Annotated in this window: 20 protein-coding genes; 14 read left to right on the plus strand and 6 right to left on the minus strand. The window is 61.5% G+C overall.

The genetic code is table 11. The features are described 5' to 3' along the window. Window positions 1-174: 174 nt before the first annotated feature. From glmM to GGR30_RS10805, 6 genes are all read left to right on the plus strand, one after another. Complete coding sequence (gene glmM, locus GGR30_RS10780; RefSeq protein ID WP_183486088.1) at window positions 175-1,533, plus strand: phosphoglucosamine mutase; 1,359 nt, start codon at window positions 175-177, stop codon at window positions 1,531-1,533. Window positions 1,534-1,756: 223 nt separating this feature from the next. Beyond that, window positions 1,757-2,209, plus strand: a complete 453-nt coding sequence (locus tag GGR30_RS10785; RefSeq protein WP_183486090.1) for a hypothetical protein — start codon at window positions 1,757-1,759, stop codon at window positions 2,207-2,209. A gap of 229 nt (window positions 2,210-2,438) precedes the next feature. Beyond that, complete coding sequence (locus GGR30_RS10790; protein WP_183486092.1) at window positions 2,439-3,545, plus strand: linear amide C-N hydrolase; 1,107 nt, start codon at window positions 2,439-2,441, stop codon at window positions 3,543-3,545. Window positions 3,546-3,769: 224 nt separating this feature from the next. Further along, a complete protein-coding gene (locus GGR30_RS10795; protein ID WP_183486094.1) occupies window positions 3,770-4,939 on the plus strand; it encodes a phosphoserine transaminase in 1,170 nt (389 codons plus the stop codon). A gap of 91 nt (window positions 4,940-5,030) precedes the next feature. Next, window positions 5,031-6,626 (plus strand): phosphoglycerate dehydrogenase, encoded by a 1,596-nt coding sequence (gene serA / locus GGR30_RS10800; RefSeq protein WP_183486095.1) that lies wholly within the window; start codon window positions 5,031-5,033, stop codon window positions 6,624-6,626. A 136-nt stretch (window positions 6,627-6,762) separates the two neighbouring features. Next, complete coding sequence (locus GGR30_RS10805; RefSeq protein ID WP_183486097.1) at window positions 6,763-7,038, plus strand: hypothetical protein; 276 nt, start codon at window positions 6,763-6,765, stop codon at window positions 7,036-7,038. A gap of 51 nt (window positions 7,039-7,089) precedes the next feature. On the opposite strand, the gene GGR30_RS10810 is transcribed toward GGR30_RS10805, so the two are convergent. Further along, a complete protein-coding gene (locus GGR30_RS10810) occupies window positions 7,090-7,347 on the minus strand; it encodes a YjhX family toxin (protein WP_183486281.1) in 258 nt (85 codons plus the stop codon). Window positions 7,348-7,656: 309 nt separating this feature from the next. Between GGR30_RS10810 and gatB the strand changes: the two genes are divergently transcribed. From gatB to GGR30_RS10840, 6 genes are all read left to right on the plus strand, one after another. Then, window positions 7,657-9,159, plus strand: coding sequence for an Asp-tRNA(Asn)/Glu-tRNA(Gln) amidotransferase subunit GatB (gatB, locus tag GGR30_RS10815; protein WP_183486283.1), 1,503 nt, complete (start codon window positions 7,657-7,659; stop codon window positions 9,157-9,159). A 5-nt stretch (window positions 9,160-9,164) separates the two neighbouring features. Further along, on the plus strand, window positions 9,165-9,668 hold the full coding sequence (locus GGR30_RS10820; protein ID WP_183486099.1) for a GNAT family N-acetyltransferase: 504 nt from the start codon (window positions 9,165-9,167) through the stop codon (window positions 9,666-9,668). A 1-nt stretch (window position 9,669) separates the two neighbouring features. Further along, entirely contained in the window at window positions 9,670-10,137 is a 468-nt protein-coding gene (locus GGR30_RS10825; protein ID WP_343066495.1) for a GNAT family N-acetyltransferase, read from the plus strand. Between the two features lie 94 nt (window positions 10,138-10,231). Beyond that, window positions 10,232-10,630, plus strand: a complete 399-nt coding sequence (locus GGR30_RS10830) for an NADH:ubiquinone oxidoreductase subunit NDUFA12 (RefSeq protein ID WP_183486103.1) — start codon at window positions 10,232-10,234, stop codon at window positions 10,628-10,630. Between the two features lie 95 nt (window positions 10,631-10,725). Next, window positions 10,726-11,136, plus strand: a complete 411-nt coding sequence (locus GGR30_RS10835) for a DUF2155 domain-containing protein (protein WP_183486105.1) — start codon at window positions 10,726-10,728, stop codon at window positions 11,134-11,136. Between the two features lie 27 nt (window positions 11,137-11,163). After that, a complete protein-coding gene (locus tag GGR30_RS10840) occupies window positions 11,164-12,579 on the plus strand; it encodes a pectinesterase family protein (RefSeq protein ID WP_183486107.1) in 1,416 nt (471 codons plus the stop codon). A gap of 7 nt (window positions 12,580-12,586) precedes the next feature. Here GGR30_RS10840 and aat read toward each other — a convergent pair whose 3' ends face one another. The 5 genes from aat to GGR30_RS10865 form a co-directional block, all read right to left on the minus strand. Beyond that, window positions 12,587-13,204: a leucyl/phenylalanyl-tRNA--protein transferase gene (gene aat / locus GGR30_RS10845; protein WP_183486109.1), complete on the minus strand. Its 618-nt coding sequence runs from the start codon at window positions 13,202-13,204 to the stop codon at window positions 12,587-12,589. Window positions 13,205-13,214: 10 nt separating this feature from the next. Then, window positions 13,215-14,561: an acetyl-CoA carboxylase biotin carboxylase subunit gene (accC, locus tag GGR30_RS10850; protein ID WP_183486111.1), complete on the minus strand. Its 1,347-nt coding sequence runs from the start codon at window positions 14,559-14,561 to the stop codon at window positions 13,215-13,217. A 13-nt stretch (window positions 14,562-14,574) separates the two neighbouring features. Continuing rightward, a complete protein-coding gene (accB, locus tag GGR30_RS10855) occupies window positions 14,575-15,051 on the minus strand; it encodes an acetyl-CoA carboxylase biotin carboxyl carrier protein (protein WP_183486113.1) in 477 nt (158 codons plus the stop codon). Between the two features lie 21 nt (window positions 15,052-15,072). After that, window positions 15,073-15,510, minus strand: coding sequence for a type II 3-dehydroquinate dehydratase (gene aroQ, locus GGR30_RS10860; protein ID WP_183486115.1), 438 nt, complete (start codon window positions 15,508-15,510; stop codon window positions 15,073-15,075). A gap of 110 nt (window positions 15,511-15,620) precedes the next feature. Continuing rightward, window positions 15,621-16,424: a DsbA family protein gene (locus GGR30_RS10865; RefSeq protein WP_183486117.1), complete on the minus strand. Its 804-nt coding sequence runs from the start codon at window positions 16,422-16,424 to the stop codon at window positions 15,621-15,623. Between the two features lie 206 nt (window positions 16,425-16,630). Here GGR30_RS10865 and GGR30_RS10870 point away from each other — a divergent pair, with 206 nt between their 5' ends. Beyond that, window positions 16,631-17,791: a pyridoxal phosphate-dependent aminotransferase gene (locus tag GGR30_RS10870; RefSeq protein WP_183486119.1), complete on the plus strand. Its 1,161-nt coding sequence runs from the start codon at window positions 16,631-16,633 to the stop codon at window positions 17,789-17,791. 14 nt (window positions 17,792-17,805) lie between these two features. Beyond that, window positions 17,806-18,222 carry a GFA family protein gene (locus GGR30_RS10875; protein WP_183486120.1) on the plus strand — a complete coding sequence of 139 codons (417 nt, stop codon included), beginning with the start codon at window positions 17,806-17,808 and terminating at the stop codon, window positions 18,220-18,222. The last annotated feature ends 63 nt before the right edge of the window (window positions 18,223-18,285 follow it).

Below are 18,285 nucleotides of genomic sequence, written 5' to 3' on the forward strand. Positions count from 1 at the left end.
CGATCCCCCGGCCGTCCTTCTGAAACTCTGCGACACGCGCTCCGGTAACGTCGTGTTAGCGTTGTTGACGTTATTTTAGGTGCCTTGACGACGAATTTCTGCCAAGAGATCGATCTAGATAGGCTGGCAGGATGATGACGGTTGCCCAGGGCGGCGGCCCAGACGAGGAACGACATGGCACGCAAGTATTTCGGAACCGACGGTATTCGGGGTCTGTCCAACACCTTCCCGATGACGCCTGACCTCGCCATGCGGGTCGGGATCGCGGTCGGCACGATCTTTCGCCGCAACGACCACGCCCGCCGCGTGGTGATCGGCAAGGACACGCGGCTTTCGGGCTACATGCTGGAAAACGCGCTGGTCGCGGGCTTTACCGCCGCCGGCCTCAACGTCTATCTCCTGGGTCCTATCCCGACACCGGCCGTTGCCATGCTGACGCGTTCTCTCAGGGCCGATGTCGGCGTCATGATTTCCGCCTCGCACAATCCCTTCGCTGATAACGGTATCAAGCTCTTCGGCCCGGACGGCTACAAGATGTCGGACGAGATCGAGGCCCGGATCGAGGCGCTTGTCGATCGCGACGATTTCTATTCCCAGCTTGCCCGCTCCAACGAGATCGGCCGCGCCAGCCGCGTCGAGGGCGACATCTACCGCTATATCGAATTCGTCAAGCGGACGCTTCCCCGCGACGTGACGTTGCATGGCTTGCGCGTCGTCGTCGATTGCGCCAATGGCGCGGCCTACAAGGCGGCGCCGACCGCGCTATGGGAACTGGGCGCCGACGTGGTGACGATCGGAACCGAGCCGAACGGCCTCAACATCAACAAGGAATGCGGCTCGACCTATCCGAAGACGCTGCAGGCGAAGGTGCACGAGGTGCGCGCCGATATCGGCATCGCGCTCGACGGCGACGCCGACCGGGTGATCATTGTCGACGAGAAGGGCAATATCATCGACGGCGACCAGTTGATGGCCGTGATTGTCGGCAATCTCGCCGATGACGGCGAGCTCAAGGGCAACGGCCTTGTGGCGACCGTGATGTCCAATCTCGGCCTCGAGCGCCACCTGAATGCGAGGGGGCTCGATCTCGTACGCACCAAGGTTGGCGACCGCTATGTGGTCGAATATATGCGCAAGCATGGCAACAATGTCGGCGGCGAACAGTCGGGCCATATCGTGCTCTCCGATTTCGGCACGACCGGCGACGGCCTGGTGGCCGCGCTGCAGATCCTTGCCGCCGTCAAGCGGGCGGGCAAGCCGGTGAGCGAGGTTTGCCGCAAGTTCGATCCGGTGCCTCAGCTTCTGCGCAATGTCCGCATTTCGACGGGCGCCGTGCCGCTGGAAGACAGCAGCGTCAAGCAGGCGATCGCCGATGCCGAGGCGGAGCTGAAGGGCAGGGGCCGGCTGGTCATCCGCCCGTCAGGCACCGAGCCCCTGATCCGCGTCATGGCCGAAGGCGACGATCCGGCTCAGGTCGAGCGCGTCGTCTCCGGCCTCATTGACGTGATCTCCAACGTGCGCGACGCCGCCTGAGATTTTCCAAAAGGTCGGACGTCTCACGACCTGATCGCGGGCACGCGACTGGCGCGTAGCGTCACGGTCTTGTGCATCGCCGGAAGCGGCAGCGCGCTCAGGCACATTCCCTTCGGCTTGTCTTGCTGGTTCGGCTGCGGCCGGACCAATCTGGCCATATTCCTATTGCATCATCGCCCTGCGTTGCGGCGCTTTTGGGTTTTTAAGGCAGGAGGACTGGCAGATGTCTGCAGCAGCTTTGATCGTGGTGACCATTCTCGGCTGCGATGACAGCCTGACCCGGTGCCAGTATATCGATACCTCGCCGGATACCTATGAAAGCGTCGCTCTTTGCGACGAGGCGCTGGAGCGGGATCTCAGCCATTACAAATATTCCGAATATGCGAGCGTCATCGGGGTTTGCCGCTCCGAGGATGAGCCGATTGAAGCCGCGCTCGGCGGCATGGCCGTGGCGGGGATACCCGAGGATCAGAAAAAGCTCGTCGCCGAAACGCAGCCCGGGGATCGGGACCATTTGCCGCAGCATGGAAACAGACTGCTGATCCTGGCTGACGGCGCCCTGGGCAAGGCCGTCTCCGTTCTGCCCGACAAGGCGCAGGTCCGGGCCGTGCTTGTCGCGCCCGTCGACGCCGTGAAGGACGGCTATGCCTGGGCTGTGGGCCGGCTCGGCCTATAGCGCCAGAGGGTCGCTGTCGCCTCCTTGTTCGCAAGTCGATTGCGGCCCGCCGGCTGCATCCGCCGCCCAGACCAAAATTGGGACTACCTCTTCTGGTTCGTTGACGCGGAAAAGATTGTCAAACTATTGATTTCACTGATCCGGGAGGTTTCAGGCGCGTCGTCTTCAAACGCTTCGCCTTGGTAAGGCGGGACCAATCGGATCGCCTCAATTGCAAGGATGAAGTTTCATGAAAATCTTTTCTTCAAAGGGCAGGACGTTCATGGCGGCGGCATTGGCTTCCGTCATGTTTTCCGCTTCCGTGGCCGAGGCCTGCACGGGCATTACGCTGACAGCCGGGGACGGCGATGTGGTGCGTGCGCGCACGATGGAGTTCAACGTCGACCTCGACGCCTCCGTCATTCTGGTGCCGCGCGGCACGGATCGCACCGGAGAGACGCCGGATGGCGAAAACGGCCTGGGCTGGAGCGCCAAATATGCCAGCATCGGCGCGAACCCCATGGGGCTGCCCTATCTGGTTGACGGCGTGAACGAGAAGGGGCTTTCCATGGGCCTGTTCTATTTTGCCCAGGCGGCGGAATACCAGCCCTACAAGCCGGAAGACGCCGGCAAGACAATGGCCTCCTGGCAGCTTGGCTCTTACATCCTCGACAATTTCGCAACGGTCGACGAGGTTAAGGCGGCGCTTTCCGATATCGTCGTCGCGCCCGTCATCTTCAAGCAGTTCAACATGGTGCTGCCGGTCCACTTCGTCGTCACCGATGCTTCCGGCGAGACGATCGTGATCGAATATGTCGGCGGCAAATTGCAGGTGACCGATAATCCGCTCGGCACCTTCACCAACAATCCGCCCTTCGACTGGCACATGACCAATCTGCAGAACTACGTCAATCTCGGCGTTGACAATGTGCCGCCGCAAAAGCTTGGCGATGTGACGATCCAGGGTCTGGGCCAGGGCACGGGCCTGCTCGGCATGCCCGGCGATTTCACCTCGCCCTCGCGATTCGTGCGCGCAGCGATCTATTCGCACGGCGTGGAGCCGAGCGAGACCGGCAATGACGCGATCTTCCAGGCCTTCCACATCCTCAACAATTTCGACATTCCGCGCGGTGTCGCACGCGACGAGGAGAAGGACGAGCACGGCAACACGGTTTCCGACTACACGCAGTGGACGTCCGCGGTTGATACGGCCAACAAGCGTTTCTTCTTCCGCACCTACGACAACAGCGATATCCGCTTTGTCGACCTGATGAAGCAGGACCTCGACGCTACCGGCATCAAGACCTGGTCGATGGACGGCTACGAGACCGCCCACGAGCTCGGCGCACCGGAATAAGCTTGTGAAAACAAGGGTAACGGGCGGCTTCGCGCTGCCCGTTTCAATGCCCGCATGCTCAGACCTGCCGGGCGCCATGGGCCTCCCTGCGGCCCAAAAGGCACATCTCAGCCCGCCGTCATCACCAGGTCATCTTTTCCCTTGCCTATTTTCAAAGCCTCCCGTATATCCGGCGGCGGGACACCTCTCCCCAACGAGAGGCTACTATCTGAAAGGGTAGAGATATGACAGATACGACCAAGCCGGACGTGCGTCCGGTCAATCCCCGCTTTTCTTCTGGCCCCTGTGCAAAGCGTCCCGGTTGGACGCCCGAAGCGTTGAACGACGCTGCCCTTGGCCGTTCCCACCGCGCGAAAATCGGCAAGGCGAAGCTGAAAGAGGCTATCGACCTGACCCGCGAAGTGCTCGACGTTCCGGGCGACTATCGCATCGGCATCGTGCCGGCTTCCGACACCGGCGCTGTCGAAATGGCGCTCTGGTCGCTGCTTGGCGAACGCGGCGTCGACATGCTCGCATGGGAATCATTCGGCGCCGGCTGGGTAACCGATGTTATCAAGCAGCTGAAGCTGAGGGATGCGCGCAAGATCGAAGCGCCCTATGGCCAACTCCCCGACCTTTCCACTGTCGATTTCGACAATGACGTGGTCTTCACCTGGAACGGCACGACCTCCGGCGTGCGCGTGCCCAATGCCGATTTCATTCCGGCCGACCGCAAGGGCCTGACCATCTGCGACGCCACCTCGGCGGTGTTTGCGCAGAAGGTCGACTTCAACAAGCTCGACGTCGTTACCTTCTCCTGGCAGAAGGTTCTGGGCGGCGAGGGCGGCCACGGCATCCTGATCCTGTCGCCGCGTGCGGTTCAGCGGCTCGAGACCTATACGCCCGCATGGCCGCTGCCGAAGATCTTCCGCATGACCAAGGGCGGCAAGCTGATCGAAGGCATCTTCGTAGGCGAGACGATCAACACGCCCTCCATGCTTTGCGTCGAGGACTATCTCGATGCGCTGAAATGGGCCAAGACGGTTGGCGGCCTTGATGGACTGGTTGGCCGCGCCGATGCCAATGCCAAGGTGATCTTCGATTTCGTCGAGAAGAACGACTGGATCGAAAACCTGGCCGAAGACCCGGCGACCCGTTCCAATACGTCGGTCTGCCTGAAGATCGTCGATCCGGACGTCGTCAAGCTTGACGATGCGGCTCAGGCCGCCTTCGCCAAGGCGATCGTCTCCGCGCTCGACAAGGAAGGCGTGGCCTATGACATCGGCGCCTATCGCGATGCGCCGTCCGGTCTTCGCATCTGGGCCGGTTCCACGGTGGAAACCGCCGATATGGAAGCCCTGATGGGCTGGCTCGACTGGGCCTTCAAAACCGAAAAAGCCAAGCTCGCGGCTTAAGCGAGGCGAATTGACAAGGCTCGCGCCGCCTTTGACGGAGAGGCGCGGGCTCATCATTCCCGACAATTACCCCATTTTGAAGGAGGCCATCATGGCACCTCGCGTACTCGTATCCGACGCCCTGTCGGAAGCCGCCGTCCAGATCTTCAAGGATCGCGGCATCGATGTCGATTTCCAGCCGAAACTCGGCAAGGACAAGGAAAAGCTGCTCGAGATCATCAACCAGTATGATGGTCTGGCGATCCGTTCGGCCACCAAGGCGACCGAAAAGCTGATCGAAGCGGCGACCAATCTCAAGGTCATCGGCCGCGCCGGCATCGGCGTCGACAATGTCGATATCCCGGCCGCCTCGCGCCGCGGCATCATCGTCATGAACACGCCCTTCGGCAACTCGATCACGACGGCCGAACATGCCATCTCCCTGATGCTGGCCGTTGCCCGCCAGATCCCGGCCGCCGACGCCTCGACCCAGGCCGGCAAATGGGAAAAGTCGAAATTCATGGGCGTTGAGATCACCGGCAAGACGCTCGGCGTCATCGGCGCCGGCAATATCGGCTCGATCGTCTGCGACCGCGCCATCGGGCTGAAGATGAACGTGATTGCCTATGACCCCTTCCTGTCGCAGGAAAAGGCCGAGAAGATGGGCGTCACCAAGGTCGATCTCGACGAGCTTCTCTCCAAGGCCGACTTCATCACGCTGCATGTTCCGATGACGGACAAGACGCGCGGCATTATCGGCGCCGAGGCGCTGGCCAAGACCAAGAAGGGCGTTCGCATCATCAACTGCGCACGCGGTGGTCTGGTCGATGAAGCTGCCCTTGCGGAAGCCATCAAGTCCGGCCATGTCGCCGGCGCCGGCTTTGACGTGTTCGAAACCGAACCGGCCACCGAGAGCCCGCTCTTCGGCCTCGACAACGTCGTCTGCACGCCGCATCTCGGCGCTTCGACCACGGAAGCCCAGGAAAACGTGGCGCTGCAGGTTGCCGACCAGATGTCGGATTACCTCTTGAAGGGCGCCGTCACCAACGCCATCAACATGCCGTCGATCTCGGCCGATGAAGCGCCGCGCCTGAAGCCGGTGATCAAGCTGGCGGAAGTCCTCGGCGAATTCGCCGGCCAGGTCACGGAAAACCCGATCAAGGAAGTCGAGGTTCTCTACGACGGCAATTTCGCGCAGATGAACACCACGGCGCTGACGAGCGCTCTGCTCGCCGGCCTGCTGCGCCCGCTGGTGGCCGACGTCAACATGGTGTCCGCGCCGATCATGCTGAAGGACAAGGGCATCATCCTGCAGGAGACCCGCCGCGACAAGTCGGGCGTCTATGACGGCTACATCAAGCTGACGATCACGACGGAAAAGCAGACCCGTTCGGTTGCCGGCACGGTGTTCTCCGACGGCAAGCCGCGCTTCATCCAGATCAAGGGCATCAACATGGATGCCGATGTCGGCCGCCACATGGTCTACATCTCCAACACCGACGTTCCCGGCATGATCGGTTTCATGGGCACGACCCTTGGCCAGGCCGGCGTCAACATCGCCAACTTCCAGCTCGGCCGCGACAATCAGGGCGGCGATGCGATCGCGCTTCTCTATGTCGACGAACAGCCGACCCCGGAAGTGCTCGACAAGCTGCTCGGCCATGAAGCCATCAAGCAGGCCAAGCCGCTGGAATTTTCCGTCGAGTAATCGGCGAACGCTTTGGGTGCACCGGCCCGGCATTCCGAAAGGGGTGCCGGGTCTTTTTCGTTCCGGCTTGCTTCCGACTTTGGTGCGCTGAAGTGGCAAAGCTGATATGCTGCCGCTCTGAAAACGGGGATAGCCTATGCCTGATCACAGTCTGTCTGCTCTGGCGCAGGCGCTCGAAAGCCTTGCCGAAGCGGGCTTCGTTATCGGTCCTGAATGGGAAAGCGTGCACGAAATCTGCCAGGCGCATGAGGGCGAGATGCCTTATGACGCGGCGCATGCGCTGTGCCACCGGATCGAGGGTGATAGCTGGAACGCCGGCTACTGGTATCGCCGCGCGAAAAAGCCGGTTCCGCAGGGCGACTTTGCGGATGAATATGTGAGCCTGAAGGCGGAGATCGCGGCCATGCGATAGGCGCGCGACCGTGCGGGAGAAGCGCTGCTGCGCCCCTCCCGTTCGTCGCCTTCATTTGTTGTCAGGCTGGCTTCTGACCAGCCGCAGACCGCGCTCGGTGATCTGGTAGGGCCTGCCGCCTTTGGAGCGGATGGCGCGTTTGGCCTTCAGCTTGCGAAACAGGATGAGGTCCAGACCGGGATAGAGCCAGCCGTCGCGGGTGAAGCAATCGGCTTTCTCGATCTTGCGGGTTGCGGTGCGTGTCAGTTCGATCCTGCCGCCCTGGGCGAGCAGGTGCAGGATGCGCTGTTCGTTGCGCGAGATGTCCATGATCGTCAAATCCGGGTTGGCGCCAAAAAGGCGCGCAAAAACATGTTTCCCGCTGACGAGATCGTCGGCGAGGCTCATGGTTTCCGGCCGCTGCGCGCGTCTTGCTTCAACAAAGCAGAGCGGGCAGGGCCCTTACCGGGATTCCGATCGGTTAAACATCCAAACTCCAGGTTGACGTCGACGGAATACGCCCGCCGGCGCGAAAGGTCAAGGTTTTTTGCCGTGCGGCAGCGCACCCTATCGCTTGCGTCTTGCCCCCATTTGCTCTACCTCACGAACAAGTTTCCGTAGATGAACGATGAGCTGATCATGACCATTGTCGATACCCGCACGCCCGATCCCAAACGCATGTTGCCCGGTGTCACCGGCGACTGGGAAATCATTGTCGGCATGGAGGTGCATGCGCAGGTCACGAGCAATTCGAAGCTCTTCTCCGGTTCCTCGACGCAATTCGGCAAGGCGCCCAATGCCAACGTCTCGCTGGTCGACGCGGCCATGCCCGGCATGCTGCCCGTTATCAACGAGGAATGCGTCAAGCAGGCGGTGCGCACCGGTCTTGGGCTGAAGGCGAAGATCAACAAGCGTTCGATCTTCGACCGCAAGAACTACTTCTACCCGGACCTGCCGCAGGGCTATCAGATCTCGCAGTACAAGGATCCGATCGTCGGTGAGGGCACGATCACCATTTCGCTCGGGCCGGACAAGAAGGGCAATTTCGAGGATATCGAAGTCGGCATCGAACGCCTGCACCTGGAACAGGATGCCGGCAAATCGATGCATGACCAGCATCCGGCGATGTCCTTCGTCGATCTGAACCGCTCCGGCGTGGCGCTGATGGAAATCGTCTCCAAGCCCGACATGCGCTCGGCCGACGAGGCCAAGGCGTTCCTGACCAAGCTCAGAACCATCGTGCGCTATCTCGGCACCTGCGACGGCAATATGGACGAAGGCTCGATGCGCGCCGACGTCAACGTCTCCGTGCGCAAGCCCGGCGGCGAATTCGGCACGCGCTGCGAGATCAAGAACGTCAACTCCATCCGCTTCGTCGGCATGGCGATCGAGAGCGAGGCGCGTCGCCAGATCGATATCCTGGAAGAGGGCGGCGAGATCGATCAGGAAACGCGGTTGTTCGATCCGGTCAAGGGCGAGACGCGGTCGATGCGCTCCAAGGAAGACGCGCATGACTATCGCTACTTCCCCGACCCCGACCTTCTGCCGCTCGAATTCGACGATGCCTTCATCGCGGAACTGGCCAAGGACCTGCCGGAACTGCCCGACGACAAGAAGGCGCGGTTCGTCAACGACCTCGGTCTTTCCGTCTATGATGCCTCGGTTCTGGTCTCCGACAAGGCGGTCTCCGACTACTACGAAAAACTCGTCGGCCTTTCCGATGCGAAGGTTGCCGCCAACTGGGTGATCAACGATCTGCTCGGCGCGCTCAACAAGGCGGGCAAGGGCATTGACGAGACCCCGGTTTCGCCCGAACAGCTTGGCGCGATCCTGTCGCTGATCAAGGACGGCGTGATTTCCGGCAAGATCGCCAAGGACCTGTTCGAGATCGTCTGGAACGAGGGCGGCGATCCGAAGCAGATCGTCGAAGAGCGCGGCATGAAGCAGGTGACGGATACCGGCGCGATCGAGAAGATCGTTGACGAGATCATCGCCGCCAATCCGGAGCAGGCCGAAAAGGTCAAGGACAAGCCCTCGCTTGCCGGCTGGTTTGTCGGCCAGGTGATGAAGGCGTCCAAGGGCAAGGCCAACCCGCAGGCCGTGCAGGCGCTGGTGAAGGAAAAGCTGGGCGTTACGGAGTAAGCCTGTTGTTCTTCGTCCGCACAGCGATGGAAACCGATATTCCGGCCGTCTGCGCGCTGCTCTCCGAGACCTGGCACGCGACCTATGACGAGATTCTGGGACCCGAGAAGGTCGAGACGATCGTCAACAGCTGGCTTTCGCACGAGGCGGTGTTACGGCGGCTTCGCCGACCTCACGGTGAGTTCCTTGTGGCCGACAGCGGAACGATGATCGGCGGCATGGCCTTTGCCGCGCCTGACAAGAACAACGCCGAGATCGTCAATCTCAGTCAACTATACGTGCTTCCAGGCTGCCAGCGCCAGGGCATCGGCCAACAGCTTTTTGCCGAGATCGAAACCTGCTTTCCCAATGCGAAGCGGTTGGCGCTTGAGGTGTTGCCGCAAAACGCGTCGGCCATCCGGTTTTACGAGGCACATGGCATGCGAGAAGTCGGGCGACACGATGAATGCGGTGCACCCGGCTCCGGCATTCCAGCAATACGCATGGAAAAGGACCTGCCCGGTGTCTGACATCGAAGGCTTGGTGATCCGCGAGGCCGTGCCCGGCGATCTTGAGGCGTTGATCGCAATCTTCGCCGCGGATGACCTTGGCGGCCACGGCGATACCACGGATCCTGAAGCCTATGGCGATTATCGCGCCGCCTTCGACGCGATCGCCGCCTCGGCCAATGACACGCTCTATGTGGCGGAGATTGACGGCATGGTCGTCGGCACCTTCCAGACCTCCTATACCCGGACGCTGACCGGTCGCGGCGGCGCGACGTTGACCGTCGAAGCGGTGCAGACCCACCCCGATTGGCGCAGTCGCGGCATCGGGGCGAAGATGATCAAAGCGGCGATCGAGGAAGCGAGGGTGGAGGACTGCCGGCTGGTGCAGCTGATGTCGAACCGGAGCCGTACGGACGCCCATCGCTTCTATGAACGGCTCGGTTTCTCCCAGTCCCATCTCGGCTTCAAAATGAAGCTGAAAGGCGCCTGAGGCGGCCTGCCGCTCTGGACAAGCGCGCCATGACGCGCCATACACGAGTTTAGAAAATCGGCCGCGTTCGCGGTCCAAGACGTAAGGAAAGAGAATGGCAAGCTTTCTGGCGAAGATGTTTACCTGGTGGAACGGCTCGACCATCGGCACGGATCTGTTCACGCGTCGCTTCGGCAAGAAGGTCGGCGAGGATCAGTTCGGAAACGTCTACTACGAAGGCGGCATGTCGACCTATGGCCTGAAGCGCCGCTGGGTTGTCTACAATGGCTATGCCGATGCTTCCGCCATTCCGCCCGGCTGGCACGGCTGGATGCACCACCGCACCGACACGCCGCCGACCAAGGCTGCCTACACGGCGCGCGAATGGGAAAAGCCGCATAATCCGAACCAGACGGGCACCGCGCTTGCCTATCGCCCCAAGGGCTCGCTCGCCGTTCAGGGCGAACGCAACAAGGTAACGGGCGATTACGACGCCTGGACGCCGGGCGCGTAAGGTTTTTGCCGCAATCTGACGGTAGGCTGGCATTCGTGTCAGTCTGTAAATGAAGCGCGGCATCGGTCGCGCTTTTTGTTATCAAGGGATGATCCATGGATTTCCGTGCATTGAGCCGTCTCATCACTCTGTCGCTCGGCCTTGCGGCGACGGGCCTTGTCGCAGGTCCGGCTCTTGCCGCGCGGGTGGAAAACCCGGTCGCCGTCTTCGGCGGCATCGACAAGATTACCGGCCGCACCTACACATTCGATGCCTATGTCGGCGAGACGGTGCAGTTCGGCCGCCTGCAGGTAACGCCGCGCGTCTGCTATTCGCGTGACGAGACCGAGGAACAGCAGGTCGATGCCTTCGTCCAGGTCGACAAGGTGTCGCTGCAGAACGAAGTCTCCCGCATCTTCTCCGGCTGGATGTTTGCCGATTCGCCGGCGCTCAATGCCGTGGAAGATCCGATCTATGACGTCTGGCTGACCGATTGCGTCAGCGAGGCAAGCATTCCCGCTCCCTGATCACCGAACATATTGCGAAGGCCCGCCATGTCCGATGCGCGTCCCCAACTGAGCGCCGCCGAGGCCGAGAAATTCCATTATCTCGAAGTCCTGAAATATACCGGGCGCGCAGGGGCCGAGCGCATCGACCCATGGGATCCGAAGGCCGATGCCTTCATGGCCGGCGGCGCCAAGGTGCGGGCGGATTATACCGTCGCCAAAGAAGGCGGAGACTTTTCCTCAGTCCAGATGGCCGTCAGCCAGGCCATCCGTGATGCCGGCGCGGGCAAGACGGGCGACCGCATCTATATCGCCGTCCGCCCCGGCATTTACGACGAGACGGTCATCGTGCCGCGCCTCGCCGTCGGCGATCGGTCCGTCGCGATCACGCTTTTCGGAACGGGCAGCGCGCCGCAGGACACGGTGATCCGCGCCAATATCGACCAGGGCATGAGCGGGGCTGATTTTCTGGCGACCTTCGGGAAAGCGGTTGATGATTACGCGCCCGTGATTGCGGAAATCTACCGCGCCAATGCGGCGCTCGACCGCCTTTCGACCGAGAACGCCTGCGTGCTTCGCGTCGAGAATGACGGCTTTCAGGCGAAGAACCTGAGCATCCGGAACGCCTATAATTGCGACAGGGCGGACAAAAACTCGAAGTGCGAGGATGGCAAGGGCGGGCCGAAGAATGCGGCCGGCCAGTTCGCCAAAGGCTGGCATCAGGCTGTGGCGACGCTGGTGCACAATGCCGACCGCGTCCATTTCGACCATGTGCGCTTTTCAAGCTTCCAGGACACGCTCTATTTCAAGGGCCGCGTGCCGGGCATGACCGTGCGCTCCTATTATTCGCACTGCCATGTCGAGGGCGACATCGACTTCATCTTCGGCCGTTCGACCGCCTATTTCGAGGCTTGCGAGATCCGCTCGCTCGGAAGCCGCGTCGACCACACCTATGTGGTCGCCCCCTCGACCAACATGCATACGCGCTATGGCATCGTCTTCAATGATTGCGACTTCATCCATGATGGCAGCGCGGCAGCGCTTCAGGGCAGTTTTTCGCTTGGGCGGCAGTGGTTCCAGACGGTGCGGGCCTCGCCCTACGGCATCCCCAACATCGAAGGCTACCGCACGCGGCTTGCCGAAACCTCCGAGTTCGATCACCCGCCGGAAGGCACGATTTCTCTCGACGTGCTGGAGGCTGTCGGCAAATGCGTGATCCTCAACTCACGCATCGGCGCGCATATCAACCAGCAGGCGCCTTGGGACGACTGGAGCGGCGGCAGGCGCAATTCCGACGGCGAGTTCGTTCCGGGTGAATGGAACACGCGCTATCGCCCGGTGCAGTACACCTCGGCCGATTTCTTCCGCTACCTCGGTGATTGGCTGAAGGGCGAGGGACTTTCGATTGACGCGCCTGATCCGGCCGAGCCCTGGCTTGCGGAGTTCAATAACCGGCAGGCCTGATCATTTCTCACGGAAACGGCTGATCAGGCCAGACGAGCGCCGCGTTCAGCAGCGTCATATATTCTTCCTTGGGGATATCGATCGCGCCCATCGTCTTCAGATGGTCGGTGGTAAACTGCGTGTCGAGCAGCAGGAAATTGTTGGCGCGCAGGCGTTCCACCAGATGCACGAGGCAGATCTTGGAGGCGTTCGGGCGCCGCGAGAACATGCTCTCGCCGAAAAACGCCGCCTTCAGCGAGACGCCGTAAAGCCCGCCGACGAGCTCGCCGTCCTGCCAGGCCTCCACCGAATGGGCGCGGCCCATGGCGTGCAGGGACTTGTAGAGCGAGCGGATCTCGTCATTGATCCATGTCTGCGGCCGGTCGGGGGCCGGCTGGGCGCAGGCGGCGATCACGCCTTCGAAATCATGGTTGAAGCGGATTTCGTAAGGGGACCTGCGCATGAATTTGCGCAGGCTGTGGGAGACGTGAAGCGCATCCAGCGGGATGATGCCGCGAATTTCCGGTTCGACCCAGAAGAGCTCGGTGTCATCGGCCGATTCGGACATGGGAAAGAGGCCGATGCTATAGGCATTCAAAAGCAATTCAGGGGTGATCCTGCTGCTCTTTCCGGCGTTCTTTTCCATGGCCTCTCAGCTACTTTGCCTTGTCTTCCAGATAGTGTTCCAGCCAATGGATGTCATAATCGCCATTGGCGATATCCTGGTTGGCAATCAGATCCTGAAAAAGCGGCAGCGTCGTGTCAATGCCGTCGACCACGAACTCGTCGAGCGCGCGTTTGAGCCGCATCATGCATTCCACACGGGTGCGACCGTGGACGATGAGCTTGCCGATCAGGCTGTCGTAATAGGGCGGTATCCGGTAGCCCTGATAGACGCCGGAATCGATGCGCACGCCAAGCCCGCCGGGGGCATGGAAATGTGTGATCGTGCCCGGCGACGGGCGGAAGGTCTCCGCGTTCTCGGCATTGATGCGGCATTCGATCGCGTGGCCGGAGAAGGAGATATCCTTCTGGCTGACCGAAAGGCCGGCGCCGGCGGCGACGCGGATCTGCTCATGCACGAGGTCGATGCCGGTAATAGCCTCGGTGATCGGATGCTCCACCTGAAGACGGGTGTTCATTTCGATGAAATAGAACTCGCCATTTTCATAGAGAAACTCGATCGTGCCCGCGCCGCGATACTTCATCTTGCGCATCGCATCGGCGCAGATCTCGCCGATCTGCATGCGCTGCTCGACATTGAGCGCCGGCGAATTGGCTTCTTCCCAGACCTTCTGGTGGCGGCGCTGCAGCGAGCAGTCGCGTTCGCCCAGATGAATGGCCGCACCTTCGCCGTCGCCGAAGACCTGAACCTCGATATGACGCGGCTTGTCGAGATATTTCTCCATATAGACCGAATCATTGCCGAAGGCGGCTGCCGCTTCGCCGCGGGCCGTGCTCCAGGCTTCCAGCAGGTCGTCGGGGGTGCGGGCAAGCTTCATGCCGCGCCCGCCGCCGCCGGCGGTTGCCTTGATCAGCACCGGATAGCCGATCTCTTCCGCCGTCTTGACGGCGTCTTCTTCGGTATCGACCGAACCGCCGGAGCCGGGGACGACCGGGATGCCGAGGTTCTCAGCGGTCGTCTTGGCGGTGATCTTGTCGCCCATCATGCGGATATGTTCGCTGGTGGGGCCGATGAAGGTGATGCCATGGGCCTCGAGGATCTCGGCGAACTTGGCGTTCTCGGAGAGAAAGCCGTAGCCGGGATGGACCGCGTCGGCGCCGGTGATCTCACAGGCGGCAACGATCTGATGGATGTTGAGGTAGCTCTCGCGCGAGGAGGGCGGGCCGATGCACACGCTCTCGTCGGCAAGGCGTACATGCATCGCGTTCGCGTCTGCGGTGGAGTGCACGGCAACAGTGGCGATGCCGAGCTCCTTGCAGGCGCGCTGTACGCGAAGCGCAATTTCGCCGCGGTTGGCGATCAGGATTTTGGAAAACATTCGCTCTGACCCGTTATTCGATCACGACAAGCGGTTCATCGAACTCGACCGGCTGGGCGTCGTCGACGAGAATCTGGGTGACCTTGCCACTCTTGGGCGCGGGGATCTGGTTCATCGTCTTCATCGCCTCGATGATGAGAAGCGTCTGGCCTTCCTTCACATTGGCGCCAACCTCGATGAAGGGGCGCGCGCCGGGGGCCGGGGCCAGGTAGACCGTGCCGACCATGGGGGCCTTGACGGCCTGGTCGAGATTGCTGGCGGCGGGTGCTGCGGCCGGGGCTTCTGCCGCCGCCGGCTGCGGCGCGGCGGCGGGTGCTGCCGGTGCGGGCGCATAGGCCATGGCGTGCTGCGGGGCGACGGTCACTTCGCGCGCGACGCGGATGTGCAGGCCGTCCTGCTCGACCTCGATTTCGGTGAGGTCGGTCTCGTTGAGAATAACGGCGAGTTCGCGCACCAGCTTTGCGTCGACTGCCTTCTTTTGATCTGCCATGGGTGTGTTCCTTTGTTCTTCTTATTCCGTGAGCGTCCCGAGCGCGCGAAGCGCCAGCAGGTAACTGTCCTGTCCGAAACCACAGATTACCCCCTTCGCCGCCGCAGACGTCATCGTCTTGTGGCGAAAGGGCTCACGGGCATGAATGTTGGAAATGTGAAGCTCCACGACAGGCACGCTGATGGCGCGAATGGCGTCGTGAAGCGCAATGGATGTGTGCCCGTAGGCACCCGGATTGATGGCGACGCCGCAAGCCTTCTCGTTGGCTTCATGGAGCCAGTCGACAAGAACGCCTTCGTGATTGCTCTGGCGGCAGTCGGCCCGAAACCCGAGCGTTTCGGCTTCCTTGCGACATGCATCCTCAATCGATTCAAGGGTCAGCGCGCCATAAATGCCCGGCTCGCGTTTGCCCAGAAGATTGAGGTTGGGTCCGTTCAGAACAAAGATTACGCGTGTCATCCGTCAATTCCAGTTTCGCATTCACCTATAGACGTTCAGGTCTTTCAGGAAAAGCCCAAAGACCGGACCATGAAACGCCTTGGTTAAGCTTCGCTTGGGTTGAGAAACCCTTAGGAGCAGGTGCCCTTTCCGCAATCGCGGATATTGTCGATGACCTGCTGGATACGGTCGGCGCCGATTGCCCCGTGCAGCATGGTATCGCCGACGATATAGGCGGGCGTGCCCGTCACGCCAACCGCGTTTGCCAGGGCAAAATGCTCCTCAAGCGCCGCTTCCGGCGGAAATTCCGCCATCGCCGCGTCGATCTGCGCGTTGTCCACGCCGAAGGCCTCCGCTACGGCGCGCGCGCTTTCATCCGTCGCTCGGTTGCCTGAACCCATCAGGGCGCGGTGGAAGTCCGGATAAAGATCGGGGGCGACCTTGAAGAAAGCATAGGAGACGCGCTGTGCGGCCTGTGATTCCGGTCCGAGGACGGGAATTTCCTTCAGGATGAAACGGACATCGTCATTATCGGCGATGATTTCGTCCATATCGGAAAGCGCACGACGGCAATAGCCGCAATTATAGTCGAAGAATTCGACGATGGTGATGTCGCCATCCGGGTTACCGAGCACGGCATCGAATTCCGGCTGGAAAATAAGGTTCTGGTTTGCGGCGATGGCGGCCTGTGCCTCTTTCTGCTGCTCTTCCGCCTGCTTCCTCTGAAGGGCGGCCTGCACATCGAGCAGCACTTCCGGATTCGCGACCAGGTAATCATGCACCCGCGTGCCGAAATCGTCGGTTTCGGGCGCTGCGGCCTGCTCCTCAGCTTGCGGTGAGGCGAAACCGTAGATGGCGGCGGTTGTGGCGGCGGCAGACGCGACAGCGGTCGCGAAGATCGCAACGACCGCAAGCGTCATTCCCTTTGATGACATGATTTCCCCTTCCTGCACGACACGTGAATATCAGCTAGGAACCAATTGTGCGCAAAAGGCGGCGATGTCCATAGCAAAGGCCGCAATTCCAGCGGGCAGACCTCAAAATCCCGTTTTTTTGATCGGAAGGATTGCAGCGGCCTCGGGAATGGTTCAATCCCGGGGGACCGCCCGCCAAGCGGGCCTCTTGGAAGGGAAGAAGTGCAATGCCGTCGAAACGCAGCGAAATCGATTCATTTCTGGCCATGGATGTCCTGGCGGAGGCGAATCGCCGGAAGAAGGCCGGACGTCCGGTGCTTTCGCTCGCCGTCGGCCAGCCTTCCCACCCCGCGCCCGACCGCGCGCTTGAGGCCGCGCGCGAGGCGCTCGAACATGGCCATCTCGGCTATACCGACGCCTTCGGCCTTCAAAGCCTGCGCGAGGCGATCGCGAATGACTACCGGGCTCGCATGGGCGTTGATGTCAATCCGGCGCGCATCGCGGTGACAACCGGCTCATCGGCGGGTTTCAACCTTGCCTTTCTGGCGCTGTTTGATGCCGGCGATGCCGTCGCGATCGCACGGCCGGGCTACCCCGCCTATCGCAATATCCTGAAGGCACTCGATCTGAAGGTTGTCGAGGTCGAGGCGAACGAGCGGCACGAATTCACGCTGACGCCAGAGGCGCTTGAGGAAGCGGAGCGCGCCGAGGGCGTTACGATCAAGGGTGTGCTGCTGGCAAGCCCCGCAAACCCGACGGGCACGGTTACAGGCCGGGCTGCGCTGAAACGGCTTGCCGACTGGTGCGAAGCGCGCGGCACGGCCTTCATCTCCGACGAGATCTACCACGGGCTTGTATTCTCCGGCGAGGAGGCTACGGCGCTGTCCTTCACCGACGAGGCGGTGGTGATCAATTCCTTCTCCAAATACTATTGCATGACCGGTTGGCGCGTCGGCTGGATGGTGCTGCCGGAGAAGCTTGTCCGCGTGTTCGAACAACTGGCGCAGAATATCTATATCAGCGCACCCGAATTGTCGCAGATCGCCGCGGAAGCCGCCCTCGATGCCCGCCCGCAGCTCGACGGCTACCGCGCAATCTACCGCGCCAACCGCGATTTCCTGATCAAGGCGCTGCCGGAGATCGGTCTTCCCGTGGTCTCGCCGATGGACGGTGCCTTCTATGCCTATGTCGATGTCAGTGGCTATTCCAACGACAGCGTGGCATTCTCGCGCAAGATGCTGGCCGAGATCGACGTCGCGGCAACGCCCGGGGCGGATTTCGATCCGCTGACGGGCGGTCGCTATCTGAGGCTTTCCTATGCGGGAACCGAGGCCGAGATCCGCCAGGCGGTGGAGCGCATCGGCAACTGGTTGCCGCAGAAGCGATAGGATCGAGGGGGGGCATGATGCTGACGGGAGGCTGTCTTTGTGGCAAGGCGCGTTATCGCGTGGCCGATGACTTCGCCTATGCCGCGTTTTGCCACTGCACCGACTGCCAGAAGGCGACAGGTTCCGCCTTCAAGCCCTTTGCCGGCATTGAGGCAGGAAAGTTCGAGCTCGCCTGTGATCCACCGGAGCTGCTGCTCTGTGGAGACGCGATCAACCATGATGCGCGCTGCGCCGCCTGCGGCTCGCTGCTTTTTTCTCGCGTGCGCGACGGCGAGTATGTTCATGTTGCGATGGGAACACTCGACCGCGCTCCAACCATCCGTCCGGGCGAACATATCTTCGTGCGCTCAAAGGCGCCGTGGCACCGGATCGCGGATGACCTGCCGCAGTATGCCGGTCATGTTTTCGACGGACCGCCGCTCAACCGCTGAACCTGAGACCACGAAAACGCCGCCGTTTTCAAAAGAAAAACGGCGGCGCCAATCGTTTCACAG

It is taken from the genome of Martelella radicis (genome assembly GCF_014196625.1).
Taxonomy (GTDB): Bacteria; Pseudomonadota; Alphaproteobacteria; order Rhizobiales; family Rhizobiaceae; genus Martelella; species Martelella radicis.

What these genes read in the sequence shown, in the direction of transcription:
- GGR30_RS10875 (WP_183486120.1), top strand. Translation starts at nt 17,806, where the DNA reads ATGATGCTGACGGGAGGCTGTCTTTGTGGCAAGGCGCGTTATCGCGTG.
- aroQ (WP_183486115.1), bottom strand. Translation starts at nt 15,510, where the DNA reads ATGACACGCGTAATCTTTGTTCTGAACGGACCCAACCTCAATCTTCTG.
- aat (WP_183486109.1), bottom strand. Translation starts at nt 13,204, where the DNA reads ATGGAAAAGAACGCCGGAAAGAGCAGCAGGATCACCCCTGAATTGCTT.
- GGR30_RS10790 (WP_183486092.1), top strand. Translation starts at nt 2,439, where the DNA reads ATGAAAATCTTTTCTTCAAAGGGCAGGACGTTCATGGCGGCGGCATTG.
- GGR30_RS10835 (WP_183486105.1), top strand. Translation starts at nt 10,726, where the DNA reads ATGGATTTCCGTGCATTGAGCCGTCTCATCACTCTGTCGCTCGGCCTT.
- gatB (WP_183486283.1), top strand. Translation starts at nt 7,657, where the DNA reads ATGACCATTGTCGATACCCGCACGCCCGATCCCAAACGCATGTTGCCC.
- GGR30_RS10805 (WP_183486097.1), top strand. Translation starts at nt 6,763, where the DNA reads ATGCCTGATCACAGTCTGTCTGCTCTGGCGCAGGCGCTCGAAAGCCTT.
- accC (WP_183486111.1), bottom strand. Translation starts at nt 14,561, where the DNA reads ATGTTTTCCAAAATCCTGATCGCCAACCGCGGCGAAATTGCGCTTCGC.
- GGR30_RS10785 (WP_183486090.1), top strand. Translation starts at nt 1,757, where the DNA reads ATGTCTGCAGCAGCTTTGATCGTGGTGACCATTCTCGGCTGCGATGAC.
- glmM (WP_183486088.1), top strand. Translation starts at nt 175, where the DNA reads ATGGCACGCAAGTATTTCGGAACCGACGGTATTCGGGGTCTGTCCAAC.
- GGR30_RS10830 (WP_183486103.1), top strand. Translation starts at nt 10,232, where the DNA reads ATGGCAAGCTTTCTGGCGAAGATGTTTACCTGGTGGAACGGCTCGACC.
- GGR30_RS10795 (WP_183486094.1), top strand. Translation starts at nt 3,770, where the DNA reads ATGACAGATACGACCAAGCCGGACGTGCGTCCGGTCAATCCCCGCTTT.
- GGR30_RS10865 (WP_183486117.1), bottom strand. Translation starts at nt 16,424, where the DNA reads ATGTCATCAAAGGGAATGACGCTTGCGGTCGTTGCGATCTTCGCGACC.
- accB (WP_183486113.1), bottom strand. Translation starts at nt 15,051, where the DNA reads ATGGCAGATCAAAAGAAGGCAGTCGACGCAAAGCTGGTGCGCGAACTC.
- GGR30_RS10870 (WP_183486119.1), top strand. Translation starts at nt 16,631, where the DNA reads ATGCCGTCGAAACGCAGCGAAATCGATTCATTTCTGGCCATGGATGTC.
- GGR30_RS10840 (WP_183486107.1), top strand. Translation starts at nt 11,164, where the DNA reads ATGTCCGATGCGCGTCCCCAACTGAGCGCCGCCGAGGCCGAGAAATTC.
- serA (WP_183486095.1), top strand. Translation starts at nt 5,031, where the DNA reads ATGGCACCTCGCGTACTCGTATCCGACGCCCTGTCGGAAGCCGCCGTC.
- GGR30_RS10810 (WP_183486281.1), bottom strand. Translation starts at nt 7,347, where the DNA reads ATGGACATCTCGCGCAACGAACAGCGCATCCTGCACCTGCTCGCCCAG.